Below are 21,397 nucleotides of genomic sequence, written 5' to 3'. Positions count from 1 at the left end.
CGTTCGCTTTCATATCGCGAATCCCATGTCCACGGCGCGCCCCGTCAGCCGATCGGCACGCCGGGCACGTTCTTCGCCGTGCGGATCGTCAGGGAGGTCTTGACGCTGTCCACGTTGGGGGCGGGCGTCAGCTTGCTGGTGAGGAATTCCTGGAAGCTCTGCAGGTCGCGGCTGACGATCTTCAGTATGAAGTCGATCTCGCCGTTCAGCATGTGGCACTCGCGCACTTCGGGCAGGCCCTTCATGTGGTCTTCGAAGGCGCGGAGCGATTCCTCGGCCTGGCTCTTGAGGCTGACGAGCGCGAAGACCGTGATCGTGAAGCCCAGCTTGGATGCGTCGAGATCGGCGTGATAGCCTTGGATCACGCCCGCTTCCTCGAGACTGCGCACCCGGCGCAGGCAGGGCGGCGCGGTGAGGCCCACGCGCTGGGCCAGCTCGACATTCGTGATCCGCCCTTCCGCCTGCAATTCTGCCAGCAGGCGGCGGTCGATTTCATCGAGATTGATCATTCGAAATTTCCCCGGCGGAGCGCATTCACGCTCCCGCGTTGCAACATACACATCGAAAACGTCGGTGTGCCGTAATATTATTATGGCATAGCGTAATCGTCCCGCTTTGCAACGGCGGAAACTGTGCACTTTCGCTCTTCCCCAGCTTTGCTACGAGAGGAGCCCCCTGACATCCCCGTTGTTTTCCTTATGGTAATCATAGCGAGGCCATAGGGTCTGCCCTGCCATGGTCGGCGGGACCCGGAGACCGAATGCATTTCGACGATCGCCTTGCCACTGTGCTGCGCTTGCCGCCCTCCGGGGACGGCCTGGCGCGGGTGCAGTTCAGGCAGCTCGTCGACATCCTCGGCCGGGCGCCGGATGGCTCGGAACTCAGCGAAACCATGGCTGCCGGTTACGCCCGGCTCGAAGCGTTGGGCCGGGAAATCCCAGCTGCGGACCGCGCGCGCCTGCTGCGCCAGCCGCTCCAGCCGATGACCAATCCGCGGCTGCTCGCGCTGCTGGCCGAAGCCGAGCCCGACGTTGCCTGCGAGGCGATTCGCGCCGCCAGGCTGGACGACGCGGCATGGCTGACGCTCATTCCCGCCCTCCCCGTGCGCGCGCGCGGCATCCTGCGTCACCGCTGCGACCTCCCACCCCGTGTCGTGGCGCTGCTCGAGCGGCTCGGCGTCCACGACCGCGCTTTGCCGTCGGGCCCGATCGAGCCCGATCCCGAATCGCCCCTGCCGGACGAACCGCGCGCGTCCTTCAATGCGCCCACCGGCAACATGGCGGTCGATCAAGACATGTCGGATGACGTGCTCGAGCTGCTCGACATGGCCGACGACCCGCCGCCGCCGACCTCGCTCAGCGAATGGGCCAAGGCCCGCGCGGCGCAGTTGCAGAAGGATCTCCAGCACAAGGTAGCCGCCGAGGCGCCGGCCGGGCCGAGCGAGGCGGGCATCGGCGCGATCGTCCGTCGCATCGAGGAATTCCGCAAGGCGCGCGAGGCGATGGGCCCGCCGGACACCGGCGCCGACGCCCCCCGCCTGCCGCTGGGCGACACCGCGCCGCCGGTCGTGCGCCAGGCGCTCGCGATCGACTTCACCACCGACCTTCACGGCCGCGTTGCCTGGGCCGACGGTCCCTACGCTCCCTCCGTGATCGGCCTCGACCTTGCCGGCGCGCAGGACGCATCGGCGGGCGGAGCGGACTTTGCCGCCGCCATGCAGCGCCGCCAGCCACTGCGCGCCGCGCGCATCCGCATCGCCGGCGCACCCGCCGTAAGCGGCGCGTGGCAGGTCGACGCCATCGCCCGTTTCGAGGCCGGCAGCTTCACCGGCTACTGCGGCCGCCTGCGCCGCCCCGCCGCGCCCCGGGTCGCCGCCGCCGCTCCTGCGCCCGACACTGCCGAGGCCGACCGTATGCGCGAGGTCCTCCACGAACTGCGCACACCGGCGAACGCGATCCAGGTCGCCGCCGAGATCATCCAACAGCAGCTCTACGGCCCTGCACCGCACGAATACCGCGCGCTCGCCGCCGCCATCGCCGGGGACTGCGCGCATATTCTCGCCGGATTCGAGGAACTCGACCGCCTGGTGAAGCTGGAGACCGGCGCCATGCCGCTCGACGAGGGCGAGTGCGACCTCGCCCGCGTCCTCGCCCAGACGGTCGTGCGGCTGCGCGCCTGGACCGAGCCGCGCGGCAGCGGCTTCACGCTTCCCTCCGATCCTTCCGCCACCAGCCTGCCGGTGCGGGTCGCGCGCGCCGAAGTAGAGCGGCTCGTGTGGCGCCTGTTCGCCGCGCTCGCCGGATCGACGGCGCCCGGTGAAGCGCTCGATCTGACGTGGTCGATCCGCGGCCCCATGGTCGAGATCGCGGTCGCCCTGCCAGCGGTGCTGGCCGAGCGTGACGCGGAGGCACTGTTCGACGCGGTCGCTGGGGAGCGCGGCCAGTCGCTCGCCACCGGCATGTTCGGGATCGGCTTCACCCTGCGCCTCGCGGCCGCCGAGGCATCGGCTGCGGGCGGGCTGCTGCACCGTGTCGACGACAGGCTGCACCTCACCCTGCCCGCCTTGACCGGCGAAGACGCAGGCAATAGCACTTCGGCAACCTTTTCGCTCTAAAGCGCTAAGAACCCTGTCATTCTGACGGATGCGACCCGCAGAGGGGAAAGTTTTTGCCAGGACCCAATCTCCTGGAGCTGCCCGGCAAGCAGTCCTTCGCTACCTTCGGCAAGGGCTTCGGCCAGCGCTTCATAGTGACTGTCGACACCGAGGAAGAGTTCGACTGGTCGGCCCCGCTCGACCGGGAGAAGCACAGCCTCGTCACCGTGCCAGCCCTGCGCAAGTTCCAGGAGTTCTGCGAGGGCTTCGGCGTCGTCCCGAGCTACCTCATCGACTGGCCGGTCGCCTGCTCCTCCTTCGCCACAGAGGCGATCGGCGAGGCGGTCACGCGCGGCACGGCCGAAGTGGGCGTGCAATTGCACCCCTGGGTCAGCCCGCCGTTCACCGAGCAGGTCAGCGAATTCAACAGCTTCGCGGGCAATCTTCCCTTCGAACTTGAACGGGAAAAGCTGCGCATGCTGCGCGACAGGATCGAAAGCGCGTTCGGCGTCGCACCACTGATCTACCGTGCGGGACGCTATGGCCTGGGGCCGCGCACCGCCGAAATCCTGCGCGAATGCGGCATCACGATCGACACCTCGGTACGTGCGCGCTGGGACTACAGCGGAACCGGCGGCCCCAATTACCGCGAACATCCGCTGCGCCCCTATTGGGTCGACCCGGAGCACCGCCTGCTCGAACTGCCCCTCACGACGGTTTACTGGGGCCCGCTGCGGCAGGTCGGCAATGTCATTTATCCCCACCTGTGGCGTGCCCCGCAGGTGCGCGGCGTGCTCGCGCGGACCGGCCTGCTCGAGCGTATTCCGCTGACGCCCGAGGGCATCACCGCCGAGGAAGCGCTGCGCGGCGTCGACATCGCGATCGACGAGGGCCTGCCGGTGCTGGTGTTCTCGTTCCACAGCCCCTCGCTGGCACCCGGACACACGCCATATGTGCGCAGTGAAGCCGACCTGGATGCGCTCTACGACTGGTGGCGCGCCCTGTTCGCCCATCTGGAAAAACGCGGCGTCAGGCCGACCAGCGTCGCGGACATCACGGCGTCGGTGAAAGTCGACTAGAGCGCGCTTGCGTCGACGCGACTCCCAAGCTAACGCGCATCCGTCCGGCCCCGTCGATGGGGCCGGGTCCGGTACGGTGGGCCTGTAGCTCAGCGGTTAGAGCTGGCCGCTCATAACGGCTAGGTCGCGGGTTCGAATCCTGCCGGGCCCACCAATGCCGGACATTTGTCGCCTCCACTGGGCGACAGACCATCGACGCCCGTAAGGTCGGGGAGTGGCGCAGCCCGGTAGCGCGCTTGCTTTGGGAGCAAGATGTCGCAGGTTCGAATCCTGTCTCCCCGACCAACGGCCTTTTCCCGAAATCATCGCCAAGTTGCAGGGCCCTGCACAGTGACGGGAATTTTAACACTTTCCTGGCAAGGCACTACGGTCATCCGAGGGGCCGTGATGCAGTTTCCAGACGTCGATACACTCCGCCTTTGCAGCATCCTGGCCTCCTCCGCGTTCGGCCTCGTCTTCACGACGCTGTGGCTGCGCAATCGGAGCGAGCGGCACTTGGCGATGTGGGGGCTGTCCTCGCTGCTTTACGGCGGAGCGATCCTCGCATTCTCGATGACGCCGCCCGGATCATCGGCGACCGTCACCGCGCTTTATGCCCTGTTGGGACTGACCAATGTGTTGCCGGTGGTGGGTGCCAACCTGCTCGACGGCAAGCGGCCGCTTGCGGGCTGGATGGCGATCCCGATCCTCGGGGCTGCCCTGGGGCACGGATTGCCGATCGCGGCCGCCGATCTGGGATGGGCCGCGTCCAACGGAACCTTGCAAACGCTGGGGGATGCCCTTGGCCTGTCGCTGTCGATGGGTCTGTGCGGACTGATGCTGGGCTTCGACTGCGGCGCCTCGCAGTCGGCAGGACGGCGCATGGCGGGTCTCGCGATGCTGGGTTACCTGCCGGCCTACGTCCTCTCGATCATCGTGACGATCCTCGCGCTTCCGGGCGCCGAGTGGGTGGCGCTGCTGGCGATGCTATCGGACCAGGTGCTGCTCGGCGTGTTGAACCTCGGCCTGCTCTCCATCCCCGTCGAGCATGTCCAGCGGCAACTGCGCGATGCGGCGCTGCGCGATCCGCTCACGGGGACCTGGAACCGTGCCGGGCTCGATCATATCGCGCCCGGGTTCGCGGCGGCGGGCGCTGCCGCGATCGCGATAGACGTCGACCACTTCAAGAGCATCAACGACCGCTTCGGCCATGCCGCCGGCGACGACGTGCTTGTGGCTGTCGGGCGCGAGGCGCGCGATATGGCTATCGTCTGCGACGGACAGGCAGCCCGGCTCGGCGGCGACGAGTTCGTCGTGCTGCTGCCGCCCGCGGGGGATGCCCACGCCTTCGCCGCCGTCTTGCTGGAGCGACTGCGCGCCGTCGGAGAAACCCAGTCCGGCTGGAGCGTCAGCATGGGGATCGGCGAAGTGCTGGCCGGCGAAGCCTCGCTCATCCACGCGATCCGGCGTGCCGACATGTCGCTATACGAGGCCAAGGCTCGCGGCCGGGCGCGCATCGCCGCCTGACGCCGAAGCCCTACGAACCGCCCGCCTGCTTCCTGCGCCGTGTCTCCCAGCCCTTGCGGGCCGCCGCCGAGCGCTGTTCGGGCGAGCTGGACTTGTGCGCCTTGCCTCCGCGTGAGGAGGAGACGTGGGTATCCTTCCTGCCCCGGCCCGACCCGGACTTGTTGCCGCCGCCCGACTCCTTGTTGACCGTGGCCCATGCACGCGATTCGGCTTCCTTCCTGGGCAGCCCACGATCCTCGTAGCCTTCCTCGATATGCTCGGCCTTGCGTTTCTGCTTGTCGGTGTAGCTGCTCTTGTCGCCGCGTGGCATGGCTTCTCTCCTTTCCGCACTATCCGTTGACGATGATGCCGCCGTTGGGATGGAGGACCTGGCCGCTCATGTAGCTGGCGTCTTCGCACGCCAGGAACAGGAACGAAGGCGCCACTTCGTTGGGCTGGCCGGGCCGGCCCATCGGGGTGCTTTCGCCGAAGTGCTCCAGCTTCTCCTCGCTCGCGCCGCCGCAGGGGTTGAGGGGCGTCCAGATCGGACCCGGCGCGACGGCGTTCACGCGGATGCCGTCCGCGATCAGGTTCTCCGAAAGCGAGCGCGTGAAAGCGGTGATCGCGCCCTTGGTCGAGCTGTAGTCGAGCAGTTCCTTGCTGCCCTTGTACATCGTCACGCTGGTGCAATTGACGATCGCGGCGCCCGACTTCAGGTGCGGGCGCGCCGCCTGGACCATGAAGAACATCCCGAAGATGTTGGTCTGGAACGTGCGGCGCAGCTGCTCCTCGGAAATGTCGGTGATGTCCTCGTCGGGATGCTGCTCGCCGGCGTTGTTGACGACGATGTCGATCCTGCCGAACGCGGCCAGCGTCTCTTCGACGATATTGTCGCACATCTCACGCGAGCCCACGTCAGCCTTCACGGTGATGGCGCGGCGGCCCTCGGCCTCGACGATGCGCCTGGTCTCAGCCGCGTCCTCGTCTTCGAGCAGGTAGACGATGGCCACGTCCGCCCCCTCGCGGGCATAGAGCGCCGCCACGGCGCGGCCGATGCCACTGTCGGCGCCGGTGACAATGGCGACCTTGCCGGTCAGGCGTCCCGAGCCCGGATAGCGCGGCTGCCATTCAGGCTTGGGCTCGAGAGTGCTCTCGTTGCCGGGCAGGCCGTCTTCATGGATCATCTCGATGGTTTCGGTCATGGCGGTCTCCTTTCCCCATGGAACGAGGACGGACGCGCCGGGGTTTCGCGGGGCTCCGAGAAGCCCGCGCCATTCGTCGCAAAACCGGATCGCTCCGACATGCGAACGGGGACGCGGCTTGCACCGCGCCCCCTATCCAAACGGGTCGTTCCGGCCGCTCAGAACTTGATCGCAACCCCCGCCGACGCGCGGTCGGTGTGGTATTCGCCGTTGCGCAGGATGGCATACTCGAAGCGGAACTTGATGGCGTTGTTCAGCTTCAGCCCGAGCAGCGCGCCGCCCTCGATGGTATCCTTGTCCGCATCGACGCTGGAGACCACCCAGTTCGCCGCGCCGAGCTGCGCGGTGCGGACGGCTGTCGTGTCGTTGAGCTCGTGATACCAGTTGGCGAACAACCCGAACTCGACCGGATTGCCCACGCCGACCGCGAACTCGCCGCCCAGCTTCGTGCGAACGCTGGTCCACTTTTCCTTGGGCAGCACCAGGGCGATCGTCGCCGGACCCGTTTCGGCGACGCCGTCCGAACTGGTCTTGGCGAATTCCATGCCCACGACCGGACGGAAGACCGAACGCGCTCCGACCGGTACGTCCAGCCGCGCATCGAGCGCCCCGGTCCAGGTCTCGATCTTGTAGCCATCCGTCGCCTGCAGGTTGCCGGTGGTGAGCGAGACGTTGCTCACGGTATCGACGTCGGCCTGGTTCCAACCGATGACGCCGCCGATCGTGATGCTCCCGAAGCGGTGGGCGCCATAGGCGAACACCGACGCGGTATCGATCTCGGCGCTGCTGCTCACGTCGCTGTTCATGTCGCCGTTGCTGTAGCTGCCGCCGACGCCGAGCCGGGTTCCGTCGACATTGACGACGCTGACGCCCGCGATGAGCCCCTTGGCCGATCGGCCATAGCCATAGGCGATGTCGTCCTCGCCCACGTCGGTCGACTGGCCGAGGTAACGCCCCCAGACGGTCGCGCCCTTGCTGGCCGACGTGATGCCGCAGCCGTCGGCGGCGCCTTCCGGCGGAGGCTCGGTGAATTCGCCCGGCGTCTGGACCTCCGGCGGGCAGCCCCAGGGTTCCTGCGCCGCACCGAGCGCGATGCGGCTGACGTCCTGCGCGGATGCCTGCGCCATCTGCATGGTGTTGGCATGGATCTCGCCGCTGATCTGCGAGAAGGCATAGCCGAGATCGCCGCCGTCCATCCCGTAGAGCCCGTCGAACAGCGGGAAGAATGCGCCCGCCCGTGCACCAGCAGCCGGGCGGAAGGGATCGAGGCCCTCGGCAGCCGAGACGGCGTTGACCTTCCATCCGGCCGAGGCTCCGTAAGACGCGAAGCTGCCCGGGGTCGTCGCGATGGTGACGCTGGTCGGGCGGTAGATGACGTCGAACCGCGTGTTCGCCGCCAGGCCCGTTGCCGGCTGGACCACCGAATCGAACGCCCCCGAGCCTACCGCTCCCCCCTCGACCACGGTGAACGTGTCGCCCACCGCCGGCGTGTAGGTGTTGTTCCCGCCGGTGATGCCGCGCAGCGTCGGCGCCAGGATGCCGTTGGGCTGGAACGTCGCACCGGACGACAGCGCGAGCCGGTCGTAGGTGCCAGCGCCGCCCGCGGGGTTGTAGGTCCGCCCGTCGATCTCGACTTCGAAGCGGGCGGCATCGTCGAACGTCACGTCGCCCGCTGCGACGACCAGGGTGCCAGGGCTGTTGCCGGGCGCGAGCCTCCCCGCCGCACCGACTGCAACGTCGGCGACGATCGTGCCGGTGCCCTTGAGAGTCGCTCCGGACGCGACGGTGACATCCAGGCTCGACAGCGCGGAATTGACGGCCAGAGTGCCCTGCTGGACCGCGAAGGTTTCGTTGATGGTGCTGATCGCACCCGAGAGCGTCAGCGTACCCTCCCCGGTCTTGATCATGCCGCCCGGCCCGGTGAGGCCCCCGCTCAGGCCCACGTCGAGACCATTGGTGTCGATTGTGCCGCCCTGCGTCTGCACCGTCAGCGCGGTAGACACGTCGCCGGCGGAGGCGAACTGCAGCGTACCGCCCACGAAGTTCGGGTTCACGTCGCCGTCATTCAGCTCAGTGGTGGTGTAGAACGCCTTGGCGAGGTCGATGTCGGGGACCACCGCGCCGCCTCCCGGGATCGGGATCAGCACTTCGGCGCCGCGGGTGATGTCGGTGGCGGGGTCGAAGCCCACGTTGGCGTTGGCGGCTGGGATGATGTCGCCGAAGCCGTCGACATAGACGTAGCCCGAGTGAGCGCCGTAGGGACAGTCGAGCGCGACGAACAGCAGATCGTAGTCGTGGCCCGCGATCATGTCGATGTCCTCGACCTTCCAGTCGCTGGTCACGTAGCGGCCGGCGGTGCGGAAGATCGTGGTGTTCTGCGCGGTATAGGCACTGTAGGCGATGTTGTTGATCACCTTGCCGGTCGTCTTGTCGACCACCTTGATGATGAACGAGGGGCTGTCGGTCGGCCCGTGCGACGGCTCGAGCACGGCGTTCCAGGCGTAATAGAGCTTGTTGCCGGCATAGCCGTTGACCGTCTGCGCCAGCGCGGTGACCCCGTAGTTCGGGTTCGCGTCGTTCAGGCGGATCGCGTGATTGCCCGCGAACACGGTCGGCGCGCTGGTGAAGGGATCGAAGTCACCCGCATTGGTGATCGTGACCGAGTTCGGCGCACCGGCCCAGGTCGAGTCCACCGGGGGCCATACGCTGACGTCGGTCCAGGTGCCGCCGCTGAGTGTCCAGCCACTGGCGTCGCCAGTCTCGAAACCGGGATTGACGACCGTCTGCGCCGCACCCGGCGCCGCCAGCGCCAGCGAGAAACCGAGAGCCGCCGCGCTGACGGCCCACTTCGTACCGGACGAGTTAAGTGTCGCACTTGCAAACATGATTTCCCCCTCATGAGAGGCTCTGCCGCCTCTGACTTAGGGACTAATACATAGAAGTAACCCTCGAAAGTAATCAGTGCTGTCAGAATGATTACAACGCCCGTTATATTATGTGCGGCACATAATTGTGGTTAGCTTACTTCGAAATAAGCAAAAGTTTACTTCGTCTCCTGCGTGCCGGTCGAAGTCATTGATCGACAAAACAAAAACGCCGCCCGGACGGATCCGGACGGCGTTTTTTCCAGCGAATGGGGTCGAACGTCAGACCAGCGCGCCGTGGCAGTGCTTGTATTTGTTGCCCGAGCCGCAGGGACACGGCGCATTGCGGCTGATCTGCAGGCCGGCATAGGGATCGCCGCCTGCCTCGGAGCCATCGGCGCCGCCGCCGAAGTCCTGCGTCATGCGCTGCGGGCTGCCGGCGAAGGTCCCGAACAGTTCGGGGTTGAGCGAGGAGCCATCGCCGTCGTCGGAATTGTCGAGCCCGGTGAAGGGATCGATGTGGCCGGTCAGGAAGTCGGGCAGTTCCGGAAGCTGCGCCGGCTCGGGCATGCGCAGTTCGCTGACCGAGATGATGCGGGTCACGTCCTCGCGGATGGTTTCCAGCATGCGCTCGAACAGGCTGAAGGCTTCCTGCTTGTATTCGTTGATCGGCTGCTTCTGGGCGTAGGCGCGCAGGAACACGACCTGGCGCAGCGCGTCGAGCGTGGCGAGGTGCTCCTTCCAGTAGTGGTCGAGGCGGTCGAGCAGGATCGACTTCTCGACCTGGCGCCAGATGGCCGGATCGTCATGCGACATCTTCTCGGTCATCTGCGCCTCGGCAAGCGCGGCGATGCGTTCCTCGATGTCCTGCGGCTCGATGCCGTCTTCCTCGATCCACGCGTCGAGCGGGATGTCGAGGCCGAGCACTTCCTTCGTGCGCTCCCTCAGCTCCTCGACCTTCCAGTGCTCGGGGTAGGAGCCCTGCGGGCAGGCGTCGGCGACGATGGCGTTGACGGTGTCGTTGCGCATGTCGAGGACCACGTCGTCCACGGTCTCGGCATCCATGATGTCGGCGCGCTGCTCGTAGATGACCTTGCGCTGGTCGTTCATAACGTCATCGTATTCGACGACCTGCTTGCGCACTTCGTAGTTGCGCGCCTCGACCTTCTTCTGCGCAGTCTCGATCGCCTTCGACAGCCACTTGGAACCGATCGCCTCGCCATCGGCGAGGTTGTTGTTCATCATCTTGGAGAACAGCGTGTCGGGCCCGAAGATGCGCAGCAGGTCGTCCTCGAGGCAAAGGTAGAACTTCGACAGGCCCGGGTCGCCCTGGCGGCCCGAACGGCCGCGCAGCTGGTTGTCGATGCGGCGGCTTTCGTGGCGCTCCGTACCGATGACGCAGAGGCCGCCGGCCGCGAGCACAAGGCGCTTCTGTTCGCCGACCTCGGCCTTGATCTTGAGAATCGCGGCGTCGCGCTCAGGGCCTTCCGGCACGTCACGCAGTTCGTCCTCGACCCGGAACTCGACGTTGCCGCCGAGCTGGATGTCGGTGCCGCGGCCCGCCATGTTGGTGGCGATGGTCACCGCGCCGAGCGAGCCTGCCTGCGCCACGATGTGCGCTTCCATCTCGTGGAAGCGGGCGTTCAGGACCGAGTGCTTGACGCCCTCCTTGTTGAGGAAGTCCGACAGCAGTTCCGACTTCTCGATCGAGACCGTGCCAACGAGCACCGGCTGGCCGCTCTCGTACTTGGTGCGGATCAGCTTGGCGATGGCGGCGAACTTGTCGAGCGTGTTCTTGTAGAACTCGTCCTCCTCGTCGACGCGCATGACGGGCACGTTGGTCGGGATGGTGACGACGTTCATCTTGTAGATGTCGTAGAACTCGCCCGCCTCGGTCGCCGCGGTGCCGGTCATGCCCGAGAGCTTGGGGTACATGCGGAAGTAGTTCTGGAAGGTGATCGAGGCGAGGGTCTGGTTCTCGGGCTCGATGCGCACGCCTTCCTTGGCCTCGACCGCCTGGTGCAGGCCGTTGGACCAACGGCGGCCGTCCATCATGCGGCCGGTGAACTCGTCGATGATGACGACCTTGTCGTCCTTGAGGATGTAGTCGGTGTCGCGCTTGAACATGACCACGGCCTTGAGGCTCTGGTCGAGGTGGTGGACCACCTGCGTGTTCTCGACGTCGTACAGGTTCGAGCCCTCGAGCAGGCCGGCTGCCTCGAGCATGCGCTCGGCCTTCTCGACGCCGTCTTCGGTGAGACTGATGTTCTTGGTCTTCTCGTCCGCCTCGTAATCCTCGGGGACCAGCTGCTTCACGATCGCGTCGACCTGGACGTAGAGCTCGCTCTTGTCGTCCGTCGGGCCGGAGATGATGAGCGGCGTACGCGCCTCGTCGATCAAGATCGAATCGACCTCGTCGACGATCGCGAAGTTGAAGGGGCGCTGCACCATCTGGCTGCGCTCGTGCTTCATGTTGTCGCGCAGGTAGTCGAAGCCGAACTCGTTGTTGGTGCCGTAAGTGATGTCTGCCGCGTAGGCCTCGCGGCGCTCGTACTCGTTCAGGTTGGGCACGATCACGCCGACGGTCAGGCCGAGGAAGCCGTGCAGCTTCTCCATCTGCTCGGCGTCGCGGCGAGCGAGGTAGTCGTTCACGGTGACGACGTGGACGCCCTTGCCTTCCAGCGCGTTGAGATAGGTCGCGGTGGTGGCGACCAGCGTCTTGCCCTCGCCGGTGCGCATCTCGGCGATCTCGCCGCGGTGGAGCACCATGCCGCCGATCAGCTGCACGTCGAAGTGACGCATGCCGAACACGCGCTTCGACGTCTCGCGCACGGTGGCGAAGGCTTCGGGCAGCAGGTCGTCGAGAGAGGAGCCGTTCGCCAGCAGCTCGCGGAACTTGGGGGTCTGGGCCGCCAGTTCCTCGTCGCTCATGGCCTCGAGCGCTGGCTCGAAGGCGTTGATCTGCGCGACGATCTTGTCGAGCGACTTGACGTAACGCTCGTTGGACGAGCCGAAGATGGACTTGACGAGTGCGCCGAGCATGGCGGGGAACCCCTGTTATTCGTGGATGCGTATGATCGAAGGTCGCGCGCCGCGGCCAGGGTTGAAAGACCCGGCCGGGCGCGTCGGAAGCTCGCGAGACAGCGAAATGTTGCGCGAATCCCGCGTTATTCGCGGGCGCGGTCTATGCCTGTGAGGACGGTCGCGACGGCAACCGGGATCGGCGCGGCAATGCGCTGGGGGGCATGGAGACGGGTGTTGCGCAGGCCTGGTTCGGGCAGGCGCGCCAGGGCCACAGGAGCCCGGGGCGCCTTGGCGGCGACGAGTTCGCGCGGCGCCACCAGCTGCGTGCTGGCCATCTGCGACACGCGCGCGTCGGCAGGGCCGATCTGCGCGGCAAGGCCCGTCAGCAGGGCAAGCAAGGTCAGGAGCAGGCGATGGGCCATCGCAGACCAGATAAGGAGCCATCCGCGACGTGTCCACCGGCAACAGCGTCGAATCCGAAAAGGTTTGTAGAAGCTGCAACGAAGGAGGCGCGGCCCCTCCTCTCTTTGCCTTGGTGTTAATCGCTTGGGCGCGATGAGATGGCCGTGCCTTACGTCGGAACGGCAACAACTCCGGCGCAAAAGCGCGACGAATTCGCAACGGCCATCGCGCCCATACGCCTGGCTGCCCAGCCCCGGAAACGCGCGGCTCGCGCAGGCTGGCGATCTGACTCTTGACCTGTCATCAACTCGCGCTAGGCCCTCCGGCCATGGCCTATCCCGTCTCCCCGCTCGCCTCGCCCTTCCCCGCCCTGCCTGCCATTGCCGGCGTCACACCGCATGTCGTGCGGGCGGGCTACAAGGACTGGGGCCGCTGCGACCTCACATACGTCACCTTCGAAGAAGGCACCGCCGTCGCCGGCGTGTTCACCCGCAACCTCTGCTGCTCGACCGAGGTGGAGCTGGGCCGCGAGAACGTGGCGCATGGCCGCGCCCGCGCGCTGGTGGTGAACGCCGGCAATTCCAACGCCTTCACCGGCTACCGCGGCCGCGAGGCGGTGGAGCAGATCATGGAACAGGTCTCCGCCCACCTCGGCTGCGCGCCGGGCGAGGTCTTCGTCTCGTCCACCGGCGTGATCGGTGTGCCGCTGCCCAAGGACAAGGCGCGCGAAGGCGTCGAAAAGGCCCTCACCGCCGAGACCTGCACCTGGGAGGACGCCGCCCAGACCATCGCCACGACCGACACTTTCGCCAAGGGCGCCACGGCGACCGCGATGGTCGGCGAAACCAAGATCACGATCAGCGCCATCATCAAGGGCTCAGGCATGATCGCGCCGGACATGGCGACGATGCTCGGTTACCTCTTCACCGACGCGGCGGTCGAACCCGGGTTCCTGCAGGCGTGCCTCTCCGCCGCGAACGAGCGCACCTTCTCGTGCATCACCGTCGATTCGGACACATCGACCAGTGACACCGTGCTCGCCTTCGCCACCGGCAAGGCCGGCAATGCAACGATCGCCTCGTTCCAGAGCGAGGGCGCCCACGCCTTCGCCGCCGCCGTCCACGACGTCTGCCGCCAGCTCGCCCACCTCGTGGTGCGCGACGGCGAAGGCGCGCAGAAGTTCATTGCCGTGAGCGTCACCGGCGCCGTCTCGGACGAGAGCGCCCGGAAGGTCGGCATGGCCATCGCCAACTCGCCCCTGGTCAAGACCGCCATCGCCGGTGAGGACGCCAACTGGGGCCGCGTCGTCATGGCCGTGGGCAAGGCAGGCGAACCCGCCGACCGCGACAAGCTCTCGATCGGTTTCGGCGGCACCTGGGCCGCGCGCGAGGGGCTGCCGCTGGCCGACTACGACGAGGCCCCTGTCACCGCGCACCTCAAGGGCCAGGACGTGACCATCGAGGTCGACCTCGGCCTCGGCGACGGTAGCGCGACGGTGTGGACCTGCGATCTAACGCACGGCTACATCTCCATCAACGCCGACTACAGGAGCTGACGATGGCGGAGCCCGCGTTCACCCTGTGGGGACGGCTGAACTCCCACAACGTCAAGAAAGTCGCCTGGTTCGCCGAGGAACTGGGCCTGAACTACATGCGCCGCGACATCGGCGGCCAGTTCGGCTTCACCGACGAATACCTCGCCAAGAACCCGAACCGCCTGATCCCGATGATCGAGGACGGCAAGGTCATCTTGTGGGAATCCAACGCGATCCTGCGCTATATGGCCGCCGAATACGGCGGCGAACGCTGGTTCCCCCGCGACCCCATCGACCGCGCCCTTGCCGACCGCTGGATGGACTGGCAGTTCGCCTATGCGGACGCCCAGCGCGTGCCTTTCCTCAACTTCGCCCGCACGCCGCGGGAACAGTGGGACCACGAAGCCATCGCGCACGGCATCGACGCCTGCGCCCGCCACCTCGCCGTGCTGGAGAAATATCTCGGTAAAAAGCCATGGCTTTCCGGCGGCCAGTTCGGCATCGGCGACATCCCCATGGGCGTCTACGCCTACACCTGGTTCAGCCTCCCATTCGATAAGCCGGAGTTTCCGGCCGTGGCGGAGTGGTACGATCGCATCCGGCAAAGGCCCGGCTTCGCGGCGCAGGTCATGATCCCGCTGACATGATGACCCCCGCCCTCCACTCCGCCGTCGAGGCGATCATGCGCGAGGCCAGCGAACGCGCGATCCTCCCGCGCTATCAGACGCTCGCCGCCAGCGAGATCGACAACAAGGCGGCGGACGACGTCGTCACCGTCGCGGACCGCGAAGCCGAGGCCTTGCTGACCGACCGTCTCGCCGCGCTCCTGCCCGAAGCGGCGGTGGTCGGCGAGGAAGCGGTCTTCGCGGATGCATCAGTGATGGAGCGACTGAAGCACGGCCCCTGCTGGATCGTCGACCCGCTCGACGGCACCAACAACTTCGCTGCCGGCAAGCCGCCCTTCGGCGTACTCGTCGCGCTCGCGGACCGGGGCGACATCCTCGGCGGCTGGATTCTCGACTGCCTGACCGGCCGCTTCTGCCGCGCCGCGCCGGGCGAAGGCGCATGGATCGACGGCGGGCGGATCGCCGCCCGCACAACCGGCGAAAACCCACCGGTCGCCGCGATTTCGACTGTCTTCCTCGACGAAGGTGCGCGCGAGAAGGTCCTGACCCACATCGCCCCGCACTACCGCCTCGTCGACATCCCGCGCTGCGCCGCCGAGCAATATCCCCGGCTGGTGCTGGGTACCAATGACATCTCGGTCTTCAACCGCACCTTGCCGTGGGACCATGCGGCGGGCGTGCTGTTCCTCAACGAGGCCGGCGGCAAGGCTGCACGCCCCGACGGCACCCCCTACCGCGTCGACGAATACGAACGCCGCGACCTCATCGGAGCATCGAGCCCCGCACTTTGGGACGAGTTCGCCGCCATCGCCGCCAGGATCGCCTGACACGAAAAAGCCCCCGCCGCTTCTCAGCGGCAGGGGCCTTTCACATATCCGACCGATCAGGCCGAAGGCTCAGAGTTCGCTCTCGAGCCAACCCTTGAGCGCGTTCTTCGGCGCTGCGCCGAGCTTCTGGGCGACGGCCTTGCCGTCCTTGAACAGCACCAGCAGCGGGATCGACTTCACGCCGATCTCTGCGGGAATGCCGGTGTTGGCCATGATGTCCATCTTGGCGATGGTCACCTTGTCGGCCAGTTCCTCGCCGATCTCTTCAAGAGCCGGGCCGATCATCTTGCACGGACCGCACCAGTCCGCCCAGAAATCGACGAGAACGGGCTTGTCGGACTTGAGGACGTCGTCCTCGAAGCTGGCGTCGGTAACGGCAATGGTGGACATGAAAGGACTCCTGGAAAAACGGGTTGGGCAGCAATCTAGGGACGAAACGAAAGGACGCAACGGCGACTCGCGAAAGCTTTACTCGCGAGGCGCCAAGTCCGGCTTGTGGAGCGCCAGCAGTTCGGCAGGCACTTCGATGAGACGAGGAACGGCGGTGTAGAGCAGCGCTACGTCGATCTCGCGTCCGGGGAAGGTCGCCTCCAGCGCAGCGGCGTAAGCCCCCATCTGGCGGAGTACGCCCACCGGTACCGCATCGACCGTCTCGGGAGGGCGCCGCGCGCTCTTGTAATCGACAAGGCGCACGCGGCCGGGTTCGATGACCAGCCGGTCGATCGTCCCCGCCACCACTTGCCCCCCGACGACCGCCGCAACCGGCACTTCGGCAAGGCTGTCGGGCGTGAACAGGTCCGCCCATTCGGGATTGTCCAGCACCGCCAGGGCGCTCGCCAGCAATGCGTCCCGGTCTGTAACGCCAAGGTCTGCCGCATGTCGCTTCAGCCACGCCTGCCCGGCCGCCTCACGCCGGTCGACACCGACATCGGGCAAACGCTCGAGCAGCTTGTGAACCAACGTACCGCGCCGGGCGGCATCGCTGCCAGCGCCGGGCGGGAACGGCGGATCGGGCGCATCCTCCTCGCCGAGCGCGGACGGCGCCAACGGACGCGGCGGACGCGGCTCGGCCGGTGGTACGCGCTCCAGCCAGGTCGGCAGCGGCTCACGCAGGTCCAGCTGCGGCGCCCCCGCCACGACCGGCACTGACTCGACGAGCGCCCCATGCTCGCACCGAGCGCCCCAGATCGGGTCAGCAATCTCGGCGTCAGGCTGGAAAAGCTCGCGCAGGCGCGCGTACCAACTCTTGGGACTTGGTCCGTCGCGGTCCCTCGCACTCAGCGCGCCGCCGACGAACAGCGCCTCCTCGGCCCGCGTCATGGCGACGTAGAGCAGGCGCCAATGCTCCTGCTCGTCGGCGCTGCGTGCTGCCTCGATATGTGCGGCGATCCGCCCCTGCTTCTCGTCCTTCGACAGCGGTGGCAGTGGAATCGCCCGGGCCTCGTTCGCCGGATCGGGGAGGTCCAGCCCGCGCTCTCGCGCATTGTCAGGGTTACTCGTGGCATCGGCGAGGATCACGATCGGCGCCTGCAGCCCCTTCGATCCGTGGACCGTCATCACCCGCACGAGCCCGGCCGCGTTGTCCGCCTCGCGCTTCAGTTCACCGTCGCCCGCATCGAACCACGCGAGAAACCCTGCGAGGCTCGGCGTGTCCGTGACGACATAGGCGCGCGCCGCGTTTATGAGTTCGTCGATCGGGTCGTTGGCCTCGGTCCCCAGCCTTGCCACCAGGCGCCGCCGCCCCTGCCACGGCCCGACCAAAAGCCAGTGCAGCAGGTCCTGCGGCGGATCGTAGTCGGCCTTGGCGAGCAGCGCTCCCAGCTGCGCCATGACTGCGCCGACCTCCGGCTCGCGCGAGCGGCGCATGTGGTCCCACAAGTGCGTGTGCCTCGGCCGCCAGGCATGGGCCAGCAACTGCTCCTGGCTCCACCCGACGAGCGGCGACACCAGTAACGAAGCGAGGTTCAGGTCGTCGAGCGGCTGCACCGCGAAGCGCAGCGCGGCCACCAGGTCCTTGACCGCCAGCGGTGCGCCAAGGCGCAGGCGGTCCACCCCCGCCACCGGCACACCCGCTGCATGAAGCCTGGCGACGATCAAGCCGGCCAGTTCCTTGCGCTGGCGCACCAGGACCATGATGTCGCCCGCGCCCGCGCGCCGCTTGCCGCCCTTTACCAGCGTCAGGCCCGGCCCCTGGCGATCGAGCCATTCGCGCACCTGCAGGGCGATGCGCTCGGCCATCTGTCGGTCGGGACGCGAGAGCCAATTGGGCGCGGTGCCGTCCTCGTCGCCCTCGCCGGTGTCGTCGTCCTCGTCATCGGCGCTTTCGCTCACCGGGCGCCAGAGCGCGACGTATCCGGGACGCTCCTGCCCCTCGTGCCGCTCGGGAGGCGCGTCGAGCCCGAAGTTCTCGTGGCCGACCCCGGCGATGGCATTGTCGACGAAGTCGAGTACGCTCTGCGCCGTGCGAAACGAGCGGTCGAGCCCCAGTTCCAGCAGGTCACGCGGCGCGAAGTTGCTGCGCAGCATCTGCGCGTTCTGTGCAGCCTCGCCCATCTCGCGCCGCACGCGGTCGGCGGCCCGGCGGAAGTTTTCAGGGCTCGTGCCCTGGAAGCGGAAGATCGCCTGCTTGTAGTCGCCGACCACGAACAGCGTGCGCATCACGCCTTCGGGCCGGTCTTTGTGCTGGCCGAGGCCTGCCCAGAACTCTCCCGCCATGGCAAAGATGATGTCCCACTGCGCGGCATTGGTGTCCTGCGCCTCGTCGACAAGGATGTGGTCGAAACGGCGATCGAGCTTGTAACGGATCCAGTCCGCCTGTGCCCGGTTGCCGAGCAGGTCGGCGGCGCGGCGGATCTGGTCGTCGAAATCGATCAACCCTTCACGCTGCTTGGCTTCTTCCCAGGCAAGCGCGAAGGCGCGTCCCAGCCGGAGAGCCGGGACGAGCCGGTCGGCCAGCGACAACAGCGCCCGCGCCGAGCGGATTGCTGCGATGCCCGCCACGACATGGGCGCAATATTCAGGGTATTGGGGGTCGAGCTTGTCCTGCGACTTGCTCGCCTTGGTCTCGCCCTTCTGCGTCAGGAATTCCTTCGCCAGCGAGTCGATACCCGCGGCCCGCTGCGCAGCGTCGCCCAGCAACCACTCGCTGATCGCATCGACGGCGGCGAGCCCGGTCTTGGTCCCCCACTGATGGTTCACCTCCATGCAGCGCCGCAGCGAAACCACGTCGAACGCAGTATCTGCGCACTGCGCGGCGAGCCAGTCACCATCCGCGTCCGCCGGCAGTCCGACGAGGCGAAGCACATTGGCGCGCATGTCGCCCACCTGCCAGCCGCCTGCACCGAACCACGCAGCCCGCGCCGAGGCGCAGCGCAGCAGGAAGCCCATGACCGCGTCCGGCCCGTGGCGCAGCGAGAGTTGCTCGACTGCCTTCAGCAGGCCCGCGTCGCCCAGCGGATCATCCTGCGCATCGACCAGCAGGTCGGCCAGCACCTGCCGCGCCAACAGGTCCCGCTCGCGCTCCTCCATCGGACGGCTGCCGGGAATGAGATCGGCCTCCTGCGGGAAGGTCGCGAGCAGCCACTGCGAGAAGGCGTGGATCGTGTCTATCCGCAGCCCCCCGCCCGGACTGTCGAGCACGGCGGCGAACAGCGTGCGGGCGCGCGCCTTGTTGTCTTCGGTGCCTTCCGCCCCGATCGCGGCGAGGCGCATGCCGAGCGAGGCATCGTTCAGCCGCACCCACTCCGCCAGCGTGCCGTTGATCCGCGCCGCCATCTCGGTGGCGCCGGCCTTTGTGAATGTGAGGCAGAGGACCTGTGAGGGGTCCACGCCTGGCTGCAGCAAAAGGCGCAGCACGCGCGAGGACAACACCTGCGTCTTGCCGGTGCCGGCGGAGGCGGAGAGCCACACCGTCTGCTGAGGATCGACCGCGCGCATCTGATTGCCATGCAGCGGGTGGACGGTAGCGGGACCGCTCATGCCGTATCCTCGCTGTCGTGCCTGCTGGAACCGCCGAGCGACGTGATCCATTCATCCAGACGCATCAACTGGTCGTAGTCGGCATAGCTGCCGAGTTCCGGGTTGAGCCGCGCGGTGAAGGGCTCGGAGCCCAGTATCCAGCGATCGAGCGCATCGTCGAGGAACCGCTGCGTCTCGGGCAGGAAATCCTCACGCGGTATGCCGGACTTCTTGCGGCCCTCCAGAACTGGCTCAAACATATATCCCATCGAGCCGTCTTTGGACTTCGCCATCGACCAATATTCGAAGCCTTCCGCCTTGCCTGCAACGCTCTCGAACCCGCCGGCCTCAGCGATCAGGCCGACGAGTCCGAGCTGGAGCGCGAAGCCTTCCTGAACCCGCCTGCCGGTCGGCGGCTGGCCGGTTTTGTAGTCGACCACGGCGAGAGTGCCGTCCTCGCGCCGGTCAAGCCGGTCGGCGCGCCCGTGGATGCGCACGTCGCGGTGGCGCATGTCGCCCCATGCCTCGACGGCGAGGACTTGCCGGCCCGCTGCCTTTGCGGCAAGAATGCTTTGCTCGAACGTCTCCAGCGCGGCGGAGAGGCGCGGCCACCACAGCACACGCATGAGCGGGTGTGCGTTCTCCTCCTTCAGCACCTCTTGCGCGATGGCGTGGAGGGCGCCCTCGGGTTCGCCCGCCCGGTGCCATAGCTCCATGATCTTGTGCGCGACTTCGCCCCGCCAGGCCGCGCTTGGCTCGGCGTCGAGTCCATCGATGCTGCGCAGCCCAAGGATCGAGTTCGCGTAGAACTGGTAGGGATCGCCGCGCAGGCGGTCGAGCCCGGTAACGGAGAGATCGACCCGGCGCTGCTCCTCGGAGGGCATCGGCTGCGGGCGAGGATGCGGCGGAACCGAGGCGGCATCGTCGATCAGGCGCGCCAGGCGCAGCGCCGTGCGCTCCACATGCCGTTCTAGCTGGTCGCCGAGCATGGCGCGCACGCGCAGCACGAAACGCGAGGGGATGACCGGGCCGCCTTCGTCGCGCTGCGCCCAGCTCAGCACCACCTCGGGCGCGCCGAGCGTGGCAGCAAGATCGTGCGCGGCAAGGCCAATCCGGAAATCCGCGCCCGGCACACCCAGCGCGCGCAATACGGCGGGTGGGAGCAGGGAATCCTGCGCCGGGCTGGCGGGCCATACGCCCTCGACCAGTCCACCGCAGATAACAAGATGGGCGCGGCTCATCCGCGCCTCCAGCAGACCGTAGATCGACACGCGCGGGTGGCCGCCCCAGGGGGGACGCACCGAGACGCGGTCCATCGCGTCGCGCAGCACGGCGTGCAGGTCGCGCGGGTCGAGCAGCGTCCCCGCCACGGCCGCCGCGCCGCGCAGTTCCTCGACGAAGGCGCTGAGAGCGCGGCCGTCGGCGCCGGCCCAGAGCACCTCTCCGCAAAGCCCCTCCGCCGCGCCGGCCAGCATGCCGAGCAGTGCCTCCAGCGGTTCTGCGTCGGCGAGCGCCATCAATGGCGCGAGCATGGCTTCCACCTCGGTCCACCAGTCGCCTAACTTGGCCTCCTCGGCACGAGCGGCAAGCGCTGCCAGCCCGGTGCCCGGACGCGGGCCGCGCAGCGCAAGATCGAGCCGCCGCGCATTCTCCAGCCAGCGTGCGCGGCGTTCTCCACCGCCGGCCAATGGGTGAACCAGCAGCGCGATGAGGGGCACCGGTGCAGCCTGCTCGGCGACAACTTCGGCCAGCAGCAGCAGGAGCCGCCCGGCAGCGGTCTGCGGCAGCGGCCGGCCGGCCGTAT

15 protein-coding genes and 2 tRNA genes are annotated in these 21,397 nt (G+C 67.4%); 8 read left to right on the top strand and 9 right to left on the bottom strand.

Annotated features, from left to right (window positions below; genetic code table 11):
• Window positions 1–44: 44 nt before the first annotated feature.
• A complete protein-coding gene (locus PMI02_RS13430) occupies window positions 45–509 on the bottom strand; it encodes an Lrp/AsnC family transcriptional regulator (RefSeq protein ID WP_007683514.1) in 465 nt (154 codons plus the stop codon).
• A gap of 251 nt (window positions 510–760) precedes the next feature.
• On the opposite strand from PMI02_RS13430, the gene PMI02_RS13425 reads away from it, so the two are divergent.
• The 5 genes from PMI02_RS13425 (at window position 761) to PMI02_RS13405 (ending at window position 5,178) form a co-directional block, all read left to right on the top strand.
• On the top strand, window positions 761–2,614 hold the full coding sequence (locus PMI02_RS13425) for a HAMP domain-containing histidine kinase (RefSeq protein ID WP_007683512.1): 1,854 nt from the start codon (window positions 761–763) through the stop codon (window positions 2,612–2,614).
• Between the two features lie 53 nt (window positions 2,615–2,667).
• A complete protein-coding gene (locus PMI02_RS13420; protein ID WP_007683510.1) occupies window positions 2,668–3,672 on the top strand; it encodes a polysaccharide deacetylase family protein in 1,005 nt (334 codons plus the stop codon).
• 78 nt (window positions 3,673–3,750) lie between these two features.
• Window positions 3,751–3,826 (top strand) — tRNA-Ile (locus PMI02_RS13415).
• Between the two features lie 54 nt (window positions 3,827–3,880).
• Window positions 3,881–3,957, top strand: a tRNA-Pro gene (locus PMI02_RS13410).
• Window positions 3,958–4,059: 102 nt separating this feature from the next.
• Window positions 4,060–5,178: a GGDEF domain-containing protein gene (locus tag PMI02_RS13405; protein WP_007683508.1), complete on the top strand. Its 1,119-nt coding sequence runs from the start codon at window positions 4,060–4,062 to the stop codon at window positions 5,176–5,178.
• Between the two features lie 10 nt (window positions 5,179–5,188).
• Here PMI02_RS13405 and PMI02_RS13400 read toward each other — a convergent pair whose 3' ends face one another.
• The 5 genes from PMI02_RS13400 to PMI02_RS13380 all read right to left on the bottom strand — a co-directional run bounded on the left by PMI02_RS13400 (window position 5,189) and on the right by PMI02_RS13380 (window position 12,669).
• Window positions 5,189–5,488, bottom strand: coding sequence for a hypothetical protein (locus tag PMI02_RS13400; RefSeq protein ID WP_007683506.1), 300 nt, complete (start codon window positions 5,486–5,488; stop codon window positions 5,189–5,191).
• A gap of 19 nt (window positions 5,489–5,507) precedes the next feature.
• Window positions 5,508–6,359 (bottom strand): glucose 1-dehydrogenase, encoded by an 852-nt coding sequence (locus PMI02_RS13395; RefSeq protein WP_007683505.1) that lies wholly within the window; start codon window positions 6,357–6,359, stop codon window positions 5,508–5,510.
• Window positions 6,360–6,517: 158 nt separating this feature from the next.
• Entirely contained in the window at window positions 6,518–9,244 is a 2,727-nt protein-coding gene (locus PMI02_RS13390; RefSeq protein WP_007683503.1) for an autotransporter outer membrane beta-barrel domain-containing protein, read from the bottom strand.
• Between the two features lie 261 nt (window positions 9,245–9,505).
• Window positions 9,506–12,265 carry a preprotein translocase subunit SecA gene (gene secA / locus PMI02_RS13385; protein ID WP_007683501.1) on the bottom strand — a complete coding sequence of 920 codons (2,760 nt, stop codon included), beginning with the start codon at window positions 12,263–12,265 and terminating at the stop codon, window positions 9,506–9,508.
• 125 nt (window positions 12,266–12,390) lie between these two features.
• The gene (locus tag PMI02_RS13380) at window positions 12,391–12,669 is read right to left on the bottom strand and encodes a hypothetical protein (RefSeq protein WP_007683498.1); all 279 of its coding nucleotides are present in this window, start codon (window positions 12,667–12,669) and stop codon (window positions 12,391–12,393) included.
• Window positions 12,670–12,977: 308 nt separating this feature from the next.
• Between PMI02_RS13380 and argJ the strand changes: the two genes are divergently transcribed.
• The 3 genes from argJ to PMI02_RS13365 are packed head-to-tail and all read left to right on the top strand — an operon-like array spanning window position 12,978 to window position 15,636.
• Entirely contained in the window at window positions 12,978–14,204 is a 1,227-nt protein-coding gene (gene argJ / locus PMI02_RS13375; RefSeq protein WP_007683495.1) for a bifunctional glutamate N-acetyltransferase/amino-acid acetyltransferase ArgJ, read from the top strand.
• 2 nt (window positions 14,205–14,206) lie between these two features.
• Complete coding sequence (locus PMI02_RS13370; protein ID WP_007683493.1) at window positions 14,207–14,830, top strand: glutathione S-transferase family protein; 624 nt, start codon at window positions 14,207–14,209, stop codon at window positions 14,828–14,830.
• The gene (locus tag PMI02_RS13365) at window positions 14,827–15,636 is read left to right on the top strand and encodes an inositol monophosphatase family protein (protein ID WP_007683491.1); all 810 of its coding nucleotides are present in this window, start codon (window positions 14,827–14,829) and stop codon (window positions 15,634–15,636) included. Before PMI02_RS13370 ends, PMI02_RS13365 begins: the two co-directional genes overlap by 4 nt.
• Before the next feature lie 69 nt (window positions 15,637–15,705).
• Here PMI02_RS13365 and trxA read toward each other — a convergent pair whose 3' ends face one another.
• From trxA to PMI02_RS13350, 3 genes are all read right to left on the bottom strand, one after another.
• Window positions 15,706–16,026, bottom strand: coding sequence for a thioredoxin (gene trxA, locus PMI02_RS13360; RefSeq protein WP_007683489.1), 321 nt, complete (start codon window positions 16,024–16,026; stop codon window positions 15,706–15,708).
• A gap of 78 nt (window positions 16,027–16,104) precedes the next feature.
• Window positions 16,105–19,614: a double-strand break repair helicase AddA gene (gene addA, locus PMI02_RS13355; RefSeq protein WP_007683487.1), complete on the bottom strand. Its 3,510-nt coding sequence runs from the start codon at window positions 19,612–19,614 to the stop codon at window positions 16,105–16,107.
• The coding region (locus PMI02_RS13350) for a PD-(D/E)XK nuclease family protein (RefSeq protein ID WP_007683484.1) at window positions 19,611–21,397 on the bottom strand (1,787 nt) is incomplete at its 5' end. The genes addA and PMI02_RS13350, both read right to left, overlap by 4 nt.

This window comes from Novosphingobium sp. AP12 (genome assembly GCF_000281975.1).
Classification (GTDB): Bacteria; Pseudomonadota; Alphaproteobacteria; order Sphingomonadales; family Sphingomonadaceae; genus Novosphingobium.
Note: the sequence above shows the minus strand (reverse complement) of the source record. Positions and strands in the feature narration are given on the sequence as shown.

Excerpts from the sequence above, each read along its gene's own strand:
- PMI02_RS13425 (WP_007683512.1), top strand. The coding sequence starts at position 761 with ATGCATTTCGACGATCGCCTTGCCACTGTGCTGCGCTTGCCGCCCTCC.
- PMI02_RS13405 (WP_007683508.1), top strand. The coding sequence starts at position 4,060 with ATGCAGTTTCCAGACGTCGATACACTCCGCCTTTGCAGCATCCTGGCC.
- PMI02_RS13430 (WP_007683514.1), bottom strand. The coding sequence starts at position 509 with ATGATCAATCTCGATGAAATCGACCGCCGCCTGCTGGCAGAATTGCAG.
- PMI02_RS13400 (WP_007683506.1), bottom strand. The coding sequence starts at position 5,488 with ATGCCACGCGGCGACAAGAGCAGCTACACCGACAAGCAGAAACGCAAG.
- PMI02_RS13380 (WP_007683498.1), bottom strand. The coding sequence starts at position 12,669 with ATGGCCCATCGCCTGCTCCTGACCTTGCTTGCCCTGCTGACGGGCCTT.
- PMI02_RS13365 (WP_007683491.1), top strand. The coding sequence starts at position 14,827 with ATGATGACCCCCGCCCTCCACTCCGCCGTCGAGGCGATCATGCGCGAG.
- PMI02_RS13395 (WP_007683505.1), bottom strand. The coding sequence starts at position 6,359 with ATGACCGAAACCATCGAGATGATCCATGAAGACGGCCTGCCCGGCAAC.
- argJ (WP_007683495.1), top strand. The coding sequence starts at position 12,978 with ATGGCCTATCCCGTCTCCCCGCTCGCCTCGCCCTTCCCCGCCCTGCCT.
- trxA (WP_007683489.1), bottom strand. The coding sequence starts at position 16,026 with ATGTCCACCATTGCCGTTACCGACGCCAGCTTCGAGGACGACGTCCTC.
- secA (WP_007683501.1), bottom strand. The coding sequence starts at position 12,265 with ATGCTCGGCGCACTCGTCAAGTCCATCTTCGGCTCGTCCAACGAGCGT.
- PMI02_RS13370 (WP_007683493.1), top strand. The coding sequence starts at position 14,207 with ATGGCGGAGCCCGCGTTCACCCTGTGGGGACGGCTGAACTCCCACAAC.
- PMI02_RS13390 (WP_007683503.1), bottom strand. The coding sequence starts at position 9,244 with ATGTTTGCAAGTGCGACACTTAACTCGTCCGGTACGAAGTGGGCCGTC.
- addA (WP_007683487.1), bottom strand. The coding sequence starts at position 19,614 with ATGAGCGGTCCCGCTACCGTCCACCCGCTGCATGGCAATCAGATGCGC.